Source organism: Clostridia bacterium (assembly GCA_036654455.1).
Classification (GTDB): Bacteria; Bacillota; Clostridia; order Christensenellales; family CAG-314; genus JAVVRZ01.
Genome location: JAVVRZ010000001.1, coordinates 371,781 through 388,975, shown reverse-complemented (window position 1 = coordinate 388,975; position 17,195 = coordinate 371,781). Strand labels below are relative to the sequence as shown.

Below are 17,195 nucleotides of genomic sequence, written 5' to 3'. Positions count from 1 at the left end.
ATAAAAAATCATTTTTGATATAAACTAAAAATTTTACATTTTGTTTACCGATATTGCAAAATAGAGTGTAACGCTAATTTGTCTACAAATATAATTATTGCATATTGTTTACATTTTTAATAAATATATGGTATAATACAAGCAATGAAAACGCAGATGTTGAAGATAAACGCAGAGAGTTTACTCCTTGCGAGTAAGTTAATTAATAATGGCGAAATAGTAGCTTTTCCTACCGAAACTGTCTATGGGCTAGGCGCTAACGTCTTTTGCGAAGACGCAATAGCAAAAATTTATGTTGCAAAAGGTCGCCCTAACGACAATCCTTTGATTGTTCACATTAGCGATAAATCAATGCTTAGGCTAGTCGCTCGTGATATTTCTCAACTTGCGCAAAAGATATTTGATAACTTTATGCCTTCTTCGCTTACGGTAGTACTTAACAAATTACCCACCGTGCCCGATTCGGTTACGGCTAACTTACCTACGGTTGCAGTTAGACTTCCTCGTTCGCAAGAGGCAAGACAGTTTATTTCGGCTTGCAATGTTCCTATATGCGCCCCTTCGGCAAACACTAGCACACGCCCTTCGCCGACCTCTGCGCAGACGGTTTATGACGATATGCAAGGCAAAATACCCCTAATTCTTTGGGGCGAAGATTGTCAAGTAGGCATAGAATCTACCGTGCTAAGCCTAGTTGACCAACCCACCATACTTCGACCCGGTATAGTTACAAGGAGCGAGATTGAACGGCTTCTAGGCGTGCCTGTCGCCGTTTCTACACTAGCTACCGGAGCAGTTCACTCACCGGGCGTGAAATACTTGCACTATGCGCCACTCTGTCCAACAATTATGTTTGAAACAACCTCGACTGAAATTGTTAAAATACATTACCAACAACATTTAAAAGATAACCCCGTAATTTTGTGCGCTCGTCAATATTTGCAAGATTTTTTAGGTTTTAACTGCCTTGACTTAGGCGGTAGCGAAGAAGAAATTGCTCACAATTATTTTTCATCAGTCCGTTTAGCCGAAAAAGATTACGGCTACATCATACAGATGTTTTGCGGTGACAGCGAATTAGCGTATAGTATCAAAAATAGAATGACCAAATCAGTAAACGGTAACATCATAACTAAATAACACTATCAACGGATAACATTTCAACAAAAATAATATTGTTAGCCGTCAACAACTTAATATAATAAATTTATTAATGGTTTTACCGCAAATTAGCTAATTATTTATTTTTTTGTCAATAACCATAATGTAATAAAGTAAAATATTTTTTCGAGGTGTAACTATGATTGCAATTGCGTCAGACCACGCAGGCTACGAACTTAAACTACAAGTGATGGACTATCTAAAAGAACTTAACGAAGAATTTTATGACTATGGCGCATATTCGTTAGATAGTTGTGATTATCCGGACTTTGCAATTCCTGCTTGCAAAAGCGTTGCCGACGGCGCAAGCAAATGTGGTATTCTAATTTGTGGCACAGGCATAGGTATGAGTATGGTTGCTAACAAAATTGCTAAAATTCGTTGCGGTCTATGCGTAAACGAATTTACTGCTATTGCAACAAGAGAACATAACAACGCTAACGTACTTGCTTTTGGCGCAAGAGTAGTTGATTTAGCTACGGCAAAAGTTATGGTAAAGGCTTTTCTTACAACAGAATTTTTAGGCGGAAGGCACGCTCGTAGAGTTGACAAAGTAAACGCTCTCGACCAAAAGTAAAGCCTATCTAGTTTGCTTTTTATATATAATTAACACATTCAACACCAATCTAGCATAAATTTTACATAAATTATTGGCATAATTAAGTCGAAATGCTAAACCTATTGAGGACGAAAAAATGGTACAAGACATTATAAATGAAATCGTAGCTATCGAACAACAATCTAAAAAAATGATAGACGAAGCCGAACAAAAGGCAAGCGACGCCATTTGTTCAGCTCATTATCACGCCGAAGACAAGCTTTCGGTTTTTCACGCTAGCCAAAAAGACTATGTTAAAAATAAAATTGCCGAGTTTACGGCTAACGCCAAAGAAATTAAACAAAAAGCCTTGTTAGAAAAAGAACAAGACGCAAAAATTTATATCCAAAAATGTTCTGTCAATATTAATAAAGCGGTAGACTATATTTTGGAGAATTTAATTTGATAGTTAAGATGAAAAAATTGACTCTTATTGCGCTTGCAAGCGAAAAAGATAATTTGCTTGCAAAACTTTCACGCGCCGAGAGTCTCCATCTAATTAATATGCAAGAATTTGACAATACTCAAAAACTTCTTGCAACTCAGCAAAAAGATTTGCTTACGCAAAAAATGCAAAATATCGACCAAGCCTTAGCTATGGTTAAAAATGCCGTCGACCGAGAAATTGCAATTAAAAAGGTCGAACAAAAAGAATTAAAAACTAAAAAAACTAAAAAAGTCGCTAATGTTTCAACTAAAAAAGATAAAACAGTTTCTCAAAAAGATAAAAAACTTAAAGAAATTAATCTTGCAAAAAGAGAAATTGTAGATTATGACGAACTTATCGCCATTTGCGACAAACAAGACGTTTTATTTGATAATATTTCAAATATAACTTCCTTATCTTCTCAAATCGATACTCTAACAACCGAAATTACCGCTTTGCGAGCTAATATTGCCAACTTAGAAATTTACCGCAATCTTGATGTTGCGTTTAGCGACATTGTTTCTACCAGCAACTGTTTAATGCTACTAGGCATTGCAAATTCTTTAACGCAAGAAAAATTAGAAGAACTCGCTTCAATATATACTTCAACTCAATTTGTCTTTTTAGGGCAGAATAAACAACAAACCGCTTTGCTTGCAATTTGCGACAAGCGTGATTTAGAACAAATTAGCAAAGTTTTGTCTGGCTTTGGTTTTGCTCAATGCGTATACGACTATCCCGTAACGGCTACGCAATATATTCTTTCGGCAAGCAAACAAATCGAAGATAAACTTAGTCTTAAACAGTCTTTAAATCAACAATTATGCGACTACGAGCAATATTTTCCGCAATTGAAGACTCTTTACGATTATTTTTACATCAATAAGCAAATATATCAAACCGACAGCGATATATTATGTACGCAAAGTACTATTGCGCTTCAAGGTTGGTTACCCGAAGAACAGCAGTCAAATATGCAAAATCTGCTTGACTCTAATCTGTCGGCATATTTTAGTCAATTTGACCAGCCAACCGACGACGAGGAAGTTCCAACAAAAATTAAAGTAAACAAAATCGTTCAACCATTTACAAGCATAACCGATATGTATTCTATCCCAAACTACCGAGAAATTGACCCTAATCCAATCGTTGCCGTCTTTTACTGGTTATTCATGGGTCTTATTATGGGCGACGTAGGTTACGGCGTGCTTATGTGTTTAATAGCCGTATTATTTGTTAAATTTATTAAACCACGAGGCGGAATGCGTAGTTTAATTCTTGTAATAGGTTATTCAAGTATTTCTACCATTATATGGGGCGTAGTCTTTGGCGGTTGGTTTGCTATGGACGTAGGTGCGCCTCCGCCAATATTATTTACTCCCTTAGGCGACCCGCTAGGTATGATAGAACTTTGTCTTGTGCTAGGTACGGTTCACCTTTTGTGTGGCGTAATAATGAATTTTGCAAATTTAATAGCCAAACGCAAAATTTGGGACGCAATTTTTGATTGTATTCCGTGGATAATTTTTGATATCGGCATAATACTTGTAATAATAGGGGCGTTTTCTTCGCTTAATCCAAGCGGAACAGATTTATCTATTCTTGCTACTATCGGTTTAATTATGATGGGTAGCGGTCTTGTCATAGTCTTGTTTACGGCAGGTAGAAAGAACAAAGGCTTTGGCAAGGTAACCGGCGGACTAGGCGGAGTTTATGGCGTTATGAACGTCTTTACCGATATTTTAAGTTATTTAAGACTTTTTGGGCTAGGTTTAACTACCGGCGTAGTCGGGCTAGTGTTTAATACAATAGCGGGGTTACTCTTAGGCAACCCGTTCTTATTTATCTTTGGCGTAATTGTGCTTATATTCGGGCATACTCTTAATCTTGCAATTAGTCTACTGGGCGCATATATTCACGACGCTAGATTACAACACATTGAGTTTTTCGGCAAATTCTATACAGGCGAAGGCTTCTACTTTACGCCTATTGCAAGTCAAAGAAAATATACTTACCCCAAAGAAGAACCCAAAAAGGTTAAAATAAAACAAGGCAACTAAAATATATATCAAGGTTAAAATCACGGAAAAAAGATAAAATTAAATCAAAACGGAGGAAAATATTATGTTACTCAACCTACTAGCTTTTTTTGAAACTCTCGACGCTGCTACAACGCCTCTACAACTCGGGCCTGCGCTTGCTTTTCTTGCAATGGCGGTAGCCTTTATTCCAGCAGGCATTGGTAGCGCAATGGCGGTATGCCGTAGCGGTCAAACGGCTGCCGGTATTTCGGCAGAAAAACCCGAGCTTTATTCAAAATTACAAATTATTATGCTCTTACCTGCAACGCAAGGTTTGTACGGTTTTATCGTAGCGTTCTTAATCGGGCTAAAAATTAATATTTTTGGAGCAATCGTACCTCTTACCGTCGAACAAGGGCTTTCTTATTTATTTGCTGCCCTGCCGGTTGCTTTGGTAGGCTTTTTAAGCGCAATTTATCAAGCAAAAATGGCAAGCTCGGCGTGCATAATGGTATCGAAAAATCCTTCTATGAGTGGCAAAGGCATACTAATGGTAGCCGCAATCGAATTGTACGCTATATTCGGGCTACTAACCAGTTTCTTAATCGTATGGTTTGGAGTAGCTGTATAATGAGCGCAACCAAAGTAATAACCGATAGAATTTTGCAAGACGCCACAAATAAATGCGTAGAGATTGAACAAACGGCTTTAAGCGAGGCAAAAGAAATTGCCCAAAAGGCCGAGCTTACAATTAAAGAAGAAGAACTAGCTCTACAAAAATATTGCGACGAACTTTGTCAAGATATAATGCGTCGCTCTCAATCGCAAACCAACCTTGAAGGCAAAAAAGTTTTGCTTGCGCACAAACTTCAACTTATCGACGACGCATATAAGCAGGCGCAAAAAGTTATTTTTGCCGACGAAAGTAGATATCTTAGCTTAATAGATATTCTTATTACTTCTAATGCCGAAGACGGCGAAACTGTTTACATTTGTTCGGCAGACAAAAATCGCATTACTCAACAATTTTTAGATAAATACAATTTACATTTACTTTTAAGCAAAAAGTACCTTGATATTTCGGGCGGTATTTTGCTTGCAAAAAAGGAATACGACAAAAATTTGACGCTTGAACGCATATTTGTCGCTTCAAGAGAGAAAAAAGAAGCGCAAGTGCTTAAAATTTTGTTTGGGGACTAATTATGAATGGTAGTAGCGCATATTTTGCTAGCGGTCTAGTCGCAGTATTATCTACGCGACTTATAAAAGGCGATAAAATTGTTCGCCTATCTAATTGTGTCGATTTATCTTCGGCATACAAATTGCTACAAGAATTTGGATATGCTAGCTTTTCTAAGCTAGATTCGCCTGATTTTGAACCCTTGCTTATGCAAGAAATGGCGCAAACTATTGCTTTTCTCAATAAATATACAATGGTAACCGAACTCACCAACATATTTGTTACTTTTTACGACTTTCTTAACATCAAACTACTTGTTAAAAGTAAAAAACTTGACAAAGACTTATCAAGTAGTTGCCTAACTTTTGGCAGTATAGAGGTAAAAGAACTTTTTAACGCTATTGCAAAACAAGACTATTCGTCATTGCCTCAGTTTGCGCAAGATTTACTTAACGAATACGACAAAACCGAGCTTGCCCCTTATGAAATTGACCTTATTGCCGACAAAGCTATGTATAAACACTTTTTGTCGCTAGCAAAAAAGTCAAATAACAAAGAAATGCTTGATTACGTAAAAGTCGATATTGATTTGACCAATATAATGTCGTCTTACCGTTCGTTAAACGCTAACTTTACGGCAGAATTTACTCGACAATTCTTTATCGAAGGCGGTAATTTGCTTTTGCAAGATTTATCTTTTGATACTCTTACATCTTTAACAAATTCTTTCGACGTCAAAGATTACGAGCTTTTTGGCAAATTTAATCGTTCGGTTTATCTACCGCTTTGCAAATTATGTCTAAAAATTTGTCAAGAAAAAACTTCCTTTGCCCAAGCGGAAACTTATGTCGATAGCTATAAAAAGAAATTTTTACAGCCTTATTCAAGCGTAAACAACAGCGTAATGCCATTAATTTATTACTATTTAGCTAAACAAGCAGAAATTAGCAACGTTAGAATTATTCTAAGTTGCATTAAAAATAAAATTGATAAGGAACTAATAAAGACGAGGTTAAAAGATATTTATGTATGAGCGAATGGGGGTTATAGGTCAATATTCTTCGGTAGCGGGGTTTTCCGCAGTTGGCGTAGAAGTTTTTGATTGCAACGACTCTTCTACTGCGCTTCAACTTATACGCAAACTGACTTTAAACGAATTTGCCGTTATTTTTATAGACGAAGCGTTAGCTCAACAATTTCCCGACACCATTGAAAAACTTAAAGCTCAACCTTTTCCTATCATTGTGCCAATACCGCTTGACGATTCGACGTCTAGTCTAGGCATGCTCGGCATAAAAAAGGACGTGGAAAAAGCTCTCGGCGTAGATATATTGTTTAATAAAGAGGATTAATAATATGCAAGGTAAAATAATTAAAGTAAGCGGGCCGTTAATCGTAGCCGAAAATATGGGCGACGTTAAAATGTATGACGTTGTTCACGTTGGCGAAAACAATCTAATAGGCGAAGTTATCGAACTGCGTGGCGACAAAGCCTCAATTCAAGTTTATGAAGAAACAAGCGGTTTATGCGTGGGCGATACCGTAGTTTCTACCGGCGAACCTCTTTCGGTCGAGCTTGCGCCCGGTCTAATCGAGGGTATTTTCGACGGAATTGAACGACCGCTTAACGTTCTATATAATCTTGCCGGCGACCGAATTAAACGAGGCTTTTCGGTTGACTCGCTTAGTCATAGCAAGCTTTGGGAGTTTATACCTAAGGCTACAATAGGTCAACAAGTAGAAGCCGGCGATATTTTAGGCACTGTGCAAGAAACATCAATCGTACTCCACTATATAATGGTGCCGTTTGGCGTATCGGGCATAGTCACACGAATTGCAAGCAAGGGTATGTATACAATTTGCGATACTATCGCCGACATAGACGGCAAAGACGTATGTATGTTGCAAAAGTGGCCTGTGCGTGTCGGCAGACCTTATAAAGAAAAAATGAGTCCTAATTACCCAATGATTACCGGTCAACGTGTAATAGATACCCTTTTTCCAATCGCAAAGGGCGGAACGGCAGCCGTACCCGGCCCTTTTGGTAGCGGAAAAACCGTAGTTCAACATCAACTTGCTAAATGGGCGGACACTCAAATAATTATATTTGTCGGCTGTGGCGAGCGTGGCAACGAAATGACCGACGTTCTTAACGAATTTCCAGAGCTTAAAGACCCAAGCACCGGCGAACCACTAATGAAACGCACGGTCTTAATAGCAAATACTTCGGATATGCCTGTTTCGGCAAGAGAAGCCTCAATTTATACTGGCATTACTATCGGCGAATATTATCGTGATATGGGCTACACCGTAGCCGTTATGGGCGATTCTACTTCTCGTTGGGCGGAAGCGTTAAGGGAAATGAGCGGTCGACTTGAAGAAATGCCGGGCGAAGAAGGTTACCCAGCCTACCTTTCGAGCCGTCTTGCAAACTTCTATGAACGAGCAGGTCTAGTTAAAGTACTTGGTTCTACCGACAAAATCGGGGCAATCTCGGCAATAGGGGCGGTTTCCCCAGCAGGCGGAGATATGAGCGAACCTGTTTCACAAGCCACGTTACGTATTGTAAAAGTTTTCTGGGGTTTATCTGCCGACCTAGCTTATCGTAGGCACTTTCCCGCAATTGACTGGATGCAAAGTTATTCGCTTTACGACGACAAGCTTGCCGAATGGTTTAACAATAATATAGCTAGCGACTTTACCGAACGTAAAACTACGCTTATGAGAATTTTACAAGAGGAAAGCGAGCTTAACGAGATTGTTCGTCTTGTGGGTATGGACGCATTGTCGTATAGAGATAGACTTACTATGGAAACTGCAAAGTCAATTAGAGAAGACTTCTTACATCAAAATGCTTTTGACGAGATTGATACCTACACAAGTATGCAAAAACAATATAAAATGATGAAATTGATACTAGATTTTTACGACTTAGGCAATCTTGCGCTAGATAAAGCCGTCGACCTTGACAACATTCTAGCTTTGCCCGTTGTCGAACAAATAGGTAGAGCAAAATATATTCCCGAACAAGACCTTCATTTGCTTGACGACATAAGTACTTTAATGAAACAGCAAATTAATCAATTAATCAAGTAAGGAGAACGACAAGAATGAAAGAATATAGAACAATTAAAGAAGTAGTCGGTCCGTTAATGCTAGTCAATGGCGTTTCGGGCGTCGCCTACAACGAGCTTGTCGAGATAGAACAAAATTCTGGCGAAATTCGTAGAGGCAAAGTGCTTGAAGTTTATAATGATACCGCCCTAGTGCAACTTTTTGAAGGTAGTCAAGGACTAAAAATATCTACCGCAAAGGCAAGATTTTTAGGTCATAGCCTAGAACTAGGCGTTTCGCAAGATATGCTAGGCAGAGTGTTTAGCGGATTAGGCGTTCCAATCGACAAAGGACCGCAAATTCTCGCCGACAAGCGTATGGATATTAACGGCTTGCCCATCAACCCTTACGCAAGAGATTACCCTAACGAATTTATTCAAACCGGTATTTCTGCAATCGACGGGCTAAATACCCTTGTTCGTGGGCAAAAATTACCTGTATTTTCGGGTAGCGGACTACCGCACGCTCAACTTGCAGCTCAAATTGCTAGACAAGCTAAGGTTAAAAACGACGACCAAAAGTTTGCCGTTGTTTTTGGCGCTATGGGTATAACTTACGAAGAAGCCGACTTTTTTATTAAAGATTTTACCGACAATGGCTCGATAGAACGTACGGTTTTATTTGTAAATCTTGCTTCTGACCCTGCTATTGAACGAATTTCTACCCCAAGAATGGCTCTAACTTGCGCCGAATATCTTGCCTTTGAGCTTGATATGCAAGTTCTTGTAATTTTAACCGATATGACAAACTATGCGGAGGCTTTGCGTGAAACAAGCGCCGCAAGAAAAGAAGTTCCCGGTAGACGAGGTTATCCCGGTTACCTTTATACCGACCTTGCAACAATGTACGAGAGGGCAGGCAGAATTAAGGGACATAGCGGTAGCATAACTCAAATTCCTATATTAAGTATGCCCGAAGACGATAAGACGCACCCAATACCCGACTTAACCGGCTACATTACAGAGGGTCAAATTATCCTTTCTAGACAGTTGCAGAAGCGTGGTATAAATCCGCCTATCGACGTTCTACCTAGTCTTTCTAGACTTAAAGACAAGGGAATAGGCGTTAACAAAACAAGAGAAGACCACGCAGCGACTATGAATCAACTTTTTGCTTGTTACGCTCGGGGCAAAGAGGCTAAGGAACTAGCTACTATCTTAGGCGAATCAGCCTTGACCGATATTGATAAACTTTACTCAAAGTTTTCAGTCGAATTTGAAGAGCGATATATTTCGCAAGGCTTTGCAACAAACCGTTCGATAGCACAAACCCTTGACTTAGGTTGGGAATTACTCTCTATTCTACCTCGAAGCGAACTTAAAAGAATAGCCGACAAGTTGCTAGACAAATACTACGGCAAAACTTTTATGCAAAAATAAATTATATTGAAGTTACTAATGTAACTGCAACACTACTTATAACTTACGTTGTAAATTACAACTATGGCAAAACTTTAAAAAAGTGAAAAATATTTGGTCAACTATATTGACAGTAACAAAATTATTTAAGGAGCGACAAGTTTGATTAAAGTAAATCCAACACGTATGGAGTTAAAGAGGCTAAAAGAGCGTCTTAAAACCGCAACACGTGGACATAAATTACTTAAAGACAAGACCGACGAAATGATACGTCGCTTTGTGGTAATCGCAAGGGAAAATAAACGACTTAGAAAAGAAGTCGAAACAAGGCTGGGCAATGCAAATAAAGAATTTGCGTTGTCGTCGGCAGTGTCTTTTCCTACGCAAATACAAGAGGCAATCTGTTTACCTTGTCGCAAACTTACCGTTAAATGTAGCAAAACATCAATTATGAACGTTCAAGTCCCTAAAATAGAAGTTACTCAAACCGGCGACACCAAATATCCGTACAGTTTTACTTCTTCTACCGCCGAGCTTGACGCAAGCATAAACAATCTTGACTCGGTTATACTTAGCCTTGTCAAACTAGCCGAAGTAGAAAAAACTTGTAATATGTTAGCAAACGAAATTCAACGCAATAAAAGAAGGGTAAATGCGCTTGAAAACGTTTTAATTCCTCAACTAACCGAAACAATTAAGTTTATAAGAATGAAATTAGACGAGGCAGACCGTTCGGCGACAATTCGTCTTATGAAAGTTAAAGCTATGCTTTTGGAAAAACGGTAAAATATTTTAGATATTTTTAGCTATTATAAAATTGCAAATCGCCATACTTTTGAGCTTAAAAAAGTTTACAAATATTAATTTTTGTGGTAGAGTATGCCTAATCTAGATAGAGGTGAGCGAAATTGCAAATTTACCAACAATGCCAATTTTTTATAATTTTTAACAATTTAATTAGCCTACGCTCTAAGGCTGTCTAGTAGTTGCTTGTCGTGTCGCAAGCAATTTTTTTTATAAAATAATTTTAATTACATAAGGAGAAAACTATGAAAGTTCTTTACGAAGGGTTAACGTTTGACGACGTATTAGTTATTCCCCAAGCGTCGCAAATATTGCCCAATCAAGTCGATGTTTCAATCAAACTTAACGACAACGTCAAACTTAATATTCCTTTAATGTCGGCGGCTATGGATACCGTAACCGAGAATAAGCTAGCTATTTCTATGGCTAGGGAGGGCGGAATAGGCATAATTCACAAGAATTTGTCAATAGAAGAACAGGCTAGTCAAGTCGATAAGGTCAAACGCTCCGAACACGGCGTAATTACCGACCCGTTCTTTCTTCACCCGTCTAATTTAGTAAGTCAAGCCGTAGCTTTAATGGCGCATTACAAGATTTCCGGCGTTCCAATCGTTGACGACAACAATAAGTTAGTGGGTATTTTGACTAACCGAGATTTGCGTTTTGAAACTAATTTTAACCAACCAATAGACAATATAATGACAAAAGAGAATTTAATTACTGCGCCCGTTGGCACAACCCTTGACCAAGCGCAAAAGATTTTAGGCAAGCACCGCATAGAAAAATTGCCAATAGTCGACAAAGATTATATTCTTCAAGGTTTAATAACTATCAAAGATATTGAGAAAAATATTCAATATCCTTTTTCTGCCCGAGATGTTAATGGTAGATTATTAGTCGGCGCTGCGGTTGGCATTAGCCCAAACACTCTCGAACGTGTTTCCGCTCTTGTAAACGCAAAAGTCGACCTAATCGCAGTAGATACAGCTCACGGTCACAGCAAAAAAGTTCTCGATATGGTTCAAGCAATCAAGGCAAAGTTTCCTAACATAACGCTTATGGCGGGCAATATCGCAACGGCAGAAGCCGTAAAGGCTCTTGTTGACGCCGGTGCGGACATATTAAAAGTTGGTATTGGACCGGGCAGTATATGTACCACACGAGTTATCGCCGGAGTTGGCGTGCCACAAGTTACCGCAATAATTAACTGCGCCGAACAAGCCGATAAACTAGGCAAAAGAGTTATCGCCGATGGCGGAATTAAATATTCGGGCGACATAACTAAGGCTATTGTCGCAGGCGCTTCGGCAGTTATGATAGGTAGTCTTTTTGCAGGCACTACCGAAAGTCCGGGAAATTTAGAGATTTATCAAGGTAGAAGTTTTAAGGTTTATCGTGGTATGGGCAGTCTTTCGGCTATGGAAGCAGGCAGTAACGATAGATATTTTCAAGAGTCGACAAGCAAATTTGTGCCTGAGGGGGTAGAAGGTAGAGTTCCTCATAGAGGCAATCTTGGCGATATGATCTATCAACTTGTAGGCGGTCTTAGGTCGGGTATGGGTTACGCCGGTCAAAGCACAATAGATTTATTGCGAGCTAACGGCAAATTTGTGCGTATAACTAACGCAGGGCTAATCGAAAGTCACCCTCACGACATTAATATTACAAAAGAAGCGCCAAATTATAGTATTAAGGGCTAATTCGTTAGCATTTAAGAAATTATTAGCTACACTTTATAAGTTAATTGTATTACTTGCTTAAATACTTAGTATGCAAATTAACTTTCAACTTTTTAAAAATTTAAAGGGAAAAACAATGCAAAAAGTTTTAATAATCGACTTTGGCAGTCAAACTGTTCAACTTATTGCAAAGACAGTAAGACAACATCACATTTATTGTGAAATTATGCCTCACTACGCAAGTTTTAATAAAATAAAAGAATATTCGCCTTCGGCAATTATCTTTTCGGGCGGTAACAACTCTTGTTACGAAGCGAGTAGCCCAACAATAGACAAGGCGGTATTTGACTTAGGCGTTCCAATACTGGGCATTTGTTATGGTTTTCAACTTATGTCGCATTTACTCGGCGGTACGGTTACGCCTTCGCAAAAAGGAGAGTTTGGCAAAACAGAAGTAGTTTTAGTTGGCAAATCTCAACTTTTTGAGGGCGTAGACGACAAATTTGATGTTACTATGAGTCACTTTGACAGCGTAACTACTTTACCTACGGAATTTACTTTAACTTCCAGTACGGCAAATTGCAAATACGCCTCGGCTGAATGTTTAAGTAAAAAATTATTCGGCATACAATTTCACCCCGAAGTTACTTCGCAATTTGGACAAATAATTTTAGGTAATTTTTTATATAAAATTGCCGGACTCGCAGGCGACTGGTCGCTTGGCGAATTTGTCAAATCAACTGTCGAACAAATTAAACAGCGTGTCGGCAACAAAAGAGTTCTTTGCGCTTTTTCGGGCGGTGTTGACTCGGCTGTTTCGGCTATGTTAGTCCATCAAGCCGTAGGCGACAACTTATTTTGTATTTATGTCGATCATGGTTTTATGCGTCAAAACGAAACTGAGGAAGTTTTACAAATTTTTAAGCAAGAAAAAGGGCTTAATTTAATTGCGGTTGACGCAAAAGAACACTTTATGTCTAAACTCAAAGGGGTAACCGAGCCTGAACGAAAAAGAAAAATTATCGGCGAAGAATTTATTCGTGTTTTTGAAAAAGAAGCAAAAAAACTCGGCAATATAAGTTTTCTTGTGCAAGGCACAATCTACCCCGACGTAATTGAGAGCGGTAGCGGTAGCGGAGAAGTGATAAAAACTCACCATAATGTCGGCGGTTTGCCGTCGGTAATGGATTTTGAAGGGCTTATCGAGCCTGTTCGCTGTTTATTTAAAGATGAAGTTCGTAGCGTAGGACTAGAATTAAATATTCCTATGCAAATTATCAATCGTCAACCTTTTCCCGGCCCCGGACTTGCCGTTCGCATTATCGGCGAACTTACCCAAGAAAAAGTCGACATAGTTCGTCAAGCTGACCATATATTTAGACAAGAAATGCAAGAAAGCAAGGTTGAAAATGTTTGGCAGTATTTTGCCGTTCTTCCCGACGTATTGTCGACCGGCGTAATGGGGGACAAACGCACTTACGCTCATACCGTTGCGTTAAGGGCGGTTTGTTCGGTAGACGCTATGACTGCCGAATGGGCGCATATTCCCTACGATGTTTTGGAACGGACTTCGCAAAAAATTACCAATAATATAAGAGGGGTTAATCGTGTAGTTTATGATATAACAAGCAAACCTCCGGCTACAATCGAATGGGAATAGCGGTAAAAGTCGCTTGTTTATTAGCCTACAACTTATAAATATTTAGCCAGTATAGTAATAGTTGGTAAAATATTTAAAATATTTTAAAATTTAAAGTAATTAAAAAGACGACTTTTTTCGTCTTTTTTTTCTTCTAAAAATAATATATCAAAAGTAACTTGCGTTTTGTCGCTACATTTGGTAAAATAGCCTTGTTAGGAGAATATAAATTGAATTATCTAGCTTTCGACATTGAGGCGGCAAACGGATATAAACGTTACAGCATTTGTAGTGTTGGCGTAGTTATTGCCGACGAAAACTTTAATGTAATCTTTAAAGAGAATATTTACGTTAACCCTAAGGCGAAGTATGACTTAAACGGCACACGGGCAAACGTAGGCATAGACTTACATCTTTCACCCGAACTACTTAAAGCGTCACCGACCTTTGACAAAATTTACGATAGGCTTGCAAAATTGCTTACCGGCGACTATATTGTGTTGGGTCACGCCGTAGTTAGCGACGTAATTATGTTAAATTCGGCTTGCAAACACTATCGCTTACCTCCAATTAATTTCAATTTTATATGTTCTCAGTTACTATTTAAAGCCTATAAGGGCGACAAGGAAGTTCGCAGTTTGTCTAAAATTGCCGAGCAAATCGGCGTTGTTTTTACGCCTCACGACAGTTTGGAAGACGCTTATGTGTCGCTACTTACGATAAAATATCTTGTAGAACAAACCGGGCAAACCGTCGAGCAGTTAATGGCAAAATATTCTATTAGAGTTGGGTCTACCATTAATTTTGAGCTAATTCACCCTGTAATTATGCAAGAAGGTTGTAGCAAGAAAGTTAAGAATAATAGCATCGGCAAATTGTACGACTACATTCGAGCGACTAAATTTGTAAAAATAAGCGATAAATTTAGTGACGTTGTCTTTGCGCTTGACCGCATAATCGAACTTGACAATTTTGCAAATTCGGTTAAAATTCTTAACGAAATATATGCTAATGGTGGCAAATATTCGGCAAAATTAGCTCAGGCAAACTACTATGTAAGCAATTCTACGGCAAATAGTTCAAGGACAAGAGCAATTATCACTCTCGCAAACGCTGGTAAACTAAAAATTATTACCTTGCAAGAGTTTTACGAAATGCTAAATGAATAATTTACGAGGCAAATATGGACGTTAAAGATTTTTTATTATCTCATAAACAATCAAGTCAAGATATTTCTAGTCAAGTCTTCACGGCTAACCTTAAACGTGAAATAAGTCTAGGGCTACTTGGCAAGTCTAATTGCGTGCCTATGATACCTACTTATTTAACGGCAAATTTACCTAAACAATCTAACGTTACAAATATAATAATTGACGCAGGCGGTACAAATTTTCGTGTTTGTCTAGGAAGTTTTGATAAGTATGGCAAGCCCACGTTTAGCGATTTTTCTTCTACGACTATGCCGGGAGTCAAATTTTCGCTCAACAAAGAAGAATTTTTCGGTCAAATAGCTAAAAATATTTCTTATTTAGTTGATAAAGCTACAAATATAGGATTTTGTTTTTCTTACGCAGTTGATATGGAGCAAAGTCTTGACGGCATTATTACAATTTTTAGCAAAGAAATTAAAACTAGCGGAGTGTTAGGCTCTTATGTCGGGGCAGAAACATTGCAGTCTTTACGCAAGTATAGCGATATTTCACGCAAAATTGTGATTTGTAACGACACCGTCGCTACGCTTTTAGGCGGAAAATGTAGTTGCAATAAGCAATATTCGACCTATTTAGGCTACATTTTTGGCACGGGAACAAATGTAAGTTATATTGAAAATAACAAAAATATTAAAAAATTAGATTTGCCCGAAGGCGAAATGATAATAAATACCGAAGTTTCTAATTTTGACAAATTTATTTTGGGCGATTTTGATAAAGTAATAGTTGACAAGACTCTTGCGCCTTCCCAACAACTGATAGAAAAAGTATCAAGCGGTAGATATTTGCCGTCTTTAATTAAAGAAGCTGTAAGAATAGCCAAACAAGAGAAGTTATTAAGTTATTCGGCGGTAGAAAATGAAAAATTCTATACCGATTATAAGGTAAATACGGCAGAACTAAGTAATTTTTTGTCAATAGGTTCACAATCTGTTGCTAAATATTTTCCAAATGCAAGCGACAAAGACATCTTATCTCAATTAATCTACGCATTTATTGACCGTTCGGCAAAAATAGGGGCTTTGCTTGTTTCTGCATTTGTGACTCAGTCGGCAAACTCAACTTCTTCTTTGCCCTTAGCAATAGTAGCCGAAGGCACGACTTTTTATAAACTTTACAATTATCGCAAACTTTTTGAGCAATATTTGAAAGAATTACTTCCAAAAGACCTTTCATTTGATATTTTAGGCGGTAACGAACTCAATTTGTGCGGAACTTTGCTTGCTTCAATGCAGTTATAGGCTTAAATTGCATTTGTTAGGTTTTTAAATTGCTTTTTACGCAATCTAAGTTTTAAGTTGTTTTTTTGCGTTAGCTAGGGTTAAAATTATTTTTACGTAATTAATTTTTATTTTTTAGGCTTGACTAAATTAGTCAAGCCTTTAATTGTTGCAATATCATTGCGAGGTTACAAAAAATCAAATATTGTATAAAGCGTAATTTGAAATAAATATTAATACTTTTGGTAATGAATACTTTTGGGGTTAAATTTTTGTTTGGGGGTTGGCTTGTCTTTTGGGTAACCTAGCGAAATTAAGTTAAAAGGCAAAACATTTGACGGTAATTCTAAAACTTGGCTAACCCTCTCCATTCTCTCTTTGTTAGGGGCAATTCCCATCCATACTCCGCCTAACCCTAGACTTGTTGCGCTGAGCAGAATATTTTCGGTTGAGGCTGAGCAATCTTGTTGAAAATAGTCAACAGAAATTGCTAAATCGTTGTTAAAACATACCGCAATACAAAGTTGGGCATTTTCTAGGTGAATTGCGCCCGGACTAACTTTGCTAAGTTTTGCAAGCGTCGGTTTGTCGGTAACTACTACATATTCTCGGGCTTGTTGATTAAGCGCCGTAGGGGACGCCATAGCCGAACGCAACAATTCTTGAATTTTGTCTTCTTCTACTTCTTTTTGAGCGTAACTTCTTACGCTTGTTCTTTCAAATATTTCTTTCATAATCGCTCCCTATGTTTAAATTATACACCTTTTTAATACCTTTTTCAAT

The 17,195-nt window shown here is 38.2% G+C and carries 16 protein-coding genes; 15 read left to right on the top strand and 1 reads right to left on the bottom strand.

Going from position 1 to position 17,195, the window contains the following annotated elements:
* The first annotated feature begins 144 nt into the window (after positions 1-144).
* The 15 genes from RR062_01895 (at position 145) to RR062_01825 (ending at position 16,433) form a co-directional block, all read left to right on the top strand.
* Positions 145-1,140 carry an L-threonylcarbamoyladenylate synthase gene (locus tag RR062_01895; GenBank protein ID MEG2026465.1) on the top strand — a complete coding sequence of 332 codons (996 nt, stop codon included), beginning with the start codon at positions 145-147 and terminating at the stop codon, positions 1,138-1,140.
* Between the two features lie 160 nt (positions 1,141-1,300).
* Entirely contained in the window at positions 1,301-1,738 is a 438-nt protein-coding gene (rpiB, locus tag RR062_01890; protein ID MEG2026464.1) for a ribose 5-phosphate isomerase B, read from the top strand.
* 118 nt (positions 1,739-1,856) lie between these two features.
* On the top strand, positions 1,857-2,165 hold the full coding sequence (locus RR062_01885; protein MEG2026463.1) for a hypothetical protein: 309 nt from the start codon (positions 1,857-1,859) through the stop codon (positions 2,163-2,165).
* Complete coding sequence (locus RR062_01880) at positions 2,162-4,246, top strand: V-type ATP synthase subunit I (protein MEG2026462.1); 2,085 nt, start codon at positions 2,162-2,164, stop codon at positions 4,244-4,246. Before RR062_01885 ends, RR062_01880 begins: the two co-directional genes overlap by 4 nt.
* 64 nt (positions 4,247-4,310) lie before the next feature.
* Positions 4,311-4,838, top strand: coding sequence for a V-type ATP synthase subunit K (locus tag RR062_01875; GenBank protein MEG2026461.1), 528 nt, complete (start codon positions 4,311-4,313; stop codon positions 4,836-4,838).
* Positions 4,838-5,407, top strand: coding sequence for a V-type ATP synthase subunit E (locus tag RR062_01870; protein ID MEG2026460.1), 570 nt, complete (start codon positions 4,838-4,840; stop codon positions 5,405-5,407). The genes RR062_01875 and RR062_01870 overlap by 1 nt, the downstream gene beginning before the upstream one ends.
* A gap of 2 nt (positions 5,408-5,409) precedes the next feature.
* Positions 5,410-6,420 (top strand): V-type ATPase subunit, encoded by a 1,011-nt coding sequence (locus RR062_01865; GenBank protein ID MEG2026459.1) that lies wholly within the window; start codon positions 5,410-5,412, stop codon positions 6,418-6,420.
* Positions 6,413-6,739: a V-type ATP synthase subunit F gene (locus RR062_01860; GenBank protein MEG2026458.1), complete on the top strand. Its 327-nt coding sequence runs from the start codon at positions 6,413-6,415 to the stop codon at positions 6,737-6,739. The genes RR062_01865 and RR062_01860 overlap by 8 nt, the downstream gene beginning before the upstream one ends.
* Positions 6,740-6,743: 4 nt before the next feature.
* Positions 6,744-8,483: a V-type ATP synthase subunit A gene (locus RR062_01855; protein ID MEG2026457.1), complete on the top strand. Its 1,740-nt coding sequence runs from the start codon at positions 6,744-6,746 to the stop codon at positions 8,481-8,483.
* Between the two features lie 14 nt (positions 8,484-8,497).
* Positions 8,498-9,880, top strand: a complete 1,383-nt coding sequence (locus RR062_01850) for a V-type ATP synthase subunit B (protein ID MEG2026456.1) — start codon at positions 8,498-8,500, stop codon at positions 9,878-9,880.
* Between the two features lie 141 nt (positions 9,881-10,021).
* Entirely contained in the window at positions 10,022-10,645 is a 624-nt protein-coding gene (locus RR062_01845; GenBank protein MEG2026455.1) for a V-type ATP synthase subunit D, read from the top strand.
* Positions 10,646-10,908: 263 nt separating this feature from the next.
* Positions 10,909-12,363 (top strand): IMP dehydrogenase, encoded by a 1,455-nt coding sequence (gene guaB, locus RR062_01840; GenBank protein ID MEG2026454.1) that lies wholly within the window; start codon positions 10,909-10,911, stop codon positions 12,361-12,363.
* Positions 12,364-12,478: 115 nt separating this feature from the next.
* Positions 12,479-14,002, top strand: a complete 1,524-nt coding sequence (guaA, locus tag RR062_01835) for a glutamine-hydrolyzing GMP synthase (protein ID MEG2026453.1) — start codon at positions 12,479-12,481, stop codon at positions 14,000-14,002.
* 209 nt (positions 14,003-14,211) lie between these two features.
* Positions 14,212-15,150 (top strand): exonuclease domain-containing protein, encoded by a 939-nt coding sequence (locus RR062_01830; protein ID MEG2026452.1) that lies wholly within the window; start codon positions 14,212-14,214, stop codon positions 15,148-15,150.
* A 14-nt stretch (positions 15,151-15,164) separates the two neighbouring features.
* Complete coding sequence (locus RR062_01825) at positions 15,165-16,433, top strand: hypothetical protein (protein MEG2026451.1); 1,269 nt, start codon at positions 15,165-15,167, stop codon at positions 16,431-16,433.
* Between the two features lie 212 nt (positions 16,434-16,645).
* Here RR062_01825 and RR062_01820 read toward each other — a convergent pair whose 3' ends face one another.
* The gene (locus tag RR062_01820) at positions 16,646-17,146 is read right to left on the bottom strand and encodes a nitroreductase family protein (protein ID MEG2026450.1); all 501 of its coding nucleotides are present in this window, start codon (positions 17,144-17,146) and stop codon (positions 16,646-16,648) included.
* Positions 17,147-17,195 lie beyond the last annotated feature (49 nt).

What these genes read in the sequence shown, in the direction of transcription:
- RR062_01895 (MEG2026465.1), top strand. Translation starts at nt 145, where the DNA reads ATGAAAACGCAGATGTTGAAGATAAACGCAGAGAGTTTACTCCTTGCG.
- rpiB (MEG2026464.1), top strand. Translation starts at nt 1,301, where the DNA reads ATGATTGCAATTGCGTCAGACCACGCAGGCTACGAACTTAAACTACAA.
- RR062_01885 (MEG2026463.1), top strand. Translation starts at nt 1,857, where the DNA reads ATGGTACAAGACATTATAAATGAAATCGTAGCTATCGAACAACAATCT.
- RR062_01875 (MEG2026461.1), top strand. Translation starts at nt 4,311, where the DNA reads ATGTTACTCAACCTACTAGCTTTTTTTGAAACTCTCGACGCTGCTACA.
- RR062_01870 (MEG2026460.1), top strand. Translation starts at nt 4,838, where the DNA reads ATGAGCGCAACCAAAGTAATAACCGATAGAATTTTGCAAGACGCCACA.
- RR062_01865 (MEG2026459.1), top strand. Translation starts at nt 5,410, where the DNA reads ATGAATGGTAGTAGCGCATATTTTGCTAGCGGTCTAGTCGCAGTATTA.
- RR062_01860 (MEG2026458.1), top strand. Translation starts at nt 6,413, where the DNA reads ATGTATGAGCGAATGGGGGTTATAGGTCAATATTCTTCGGTAGCGGGG.
- RR062_01855 (MEG2026457.1), top strand. Translation starts at nt 6,744, where the DNA reads ATGCAAGGTAAAATAATTAAAGTAAGCGGGCCGTTAATCGTAGCCGAA.
- RR062_01850 (MEG2026456.1), top strand. Translation starts at nt 8,498, where the DNA reads ATGAAAGAATATAGAACAATTAAAGAAGTAGTCGGTCCGTTAATGCTA.
- guaB (MEG2026454.1), top strand. Translation starts at nt 10,909, where the DNA reads ATGAAAGTTCTTTACGAAGGGTTAACGTTTGACGACGTATTAGTTATT.
- guaA (MEG2026453.1), top strand. Translation starts at nt 12,479, where the DNA reads ATGCAAAAAGTTTTAATAATCGACTTTGGCAGTCAAACTGTTCAACTT.
- RR062_01825 (MEG2026451.1), top strand. Translation starts at nt 15,165, where the DNA reads ATGGACGTTAAAGATTTTTTATTATCTCATAAACAATCAAGTCAAGAT.
- RR062_01820 (MEG2026450.1), bottom strand. Translation starts at nt 17,146, where the DNA reads ATGAAAGAAATATTTGAAAGAACAAGCGTAAGAAGTTACGCTCAAAAA.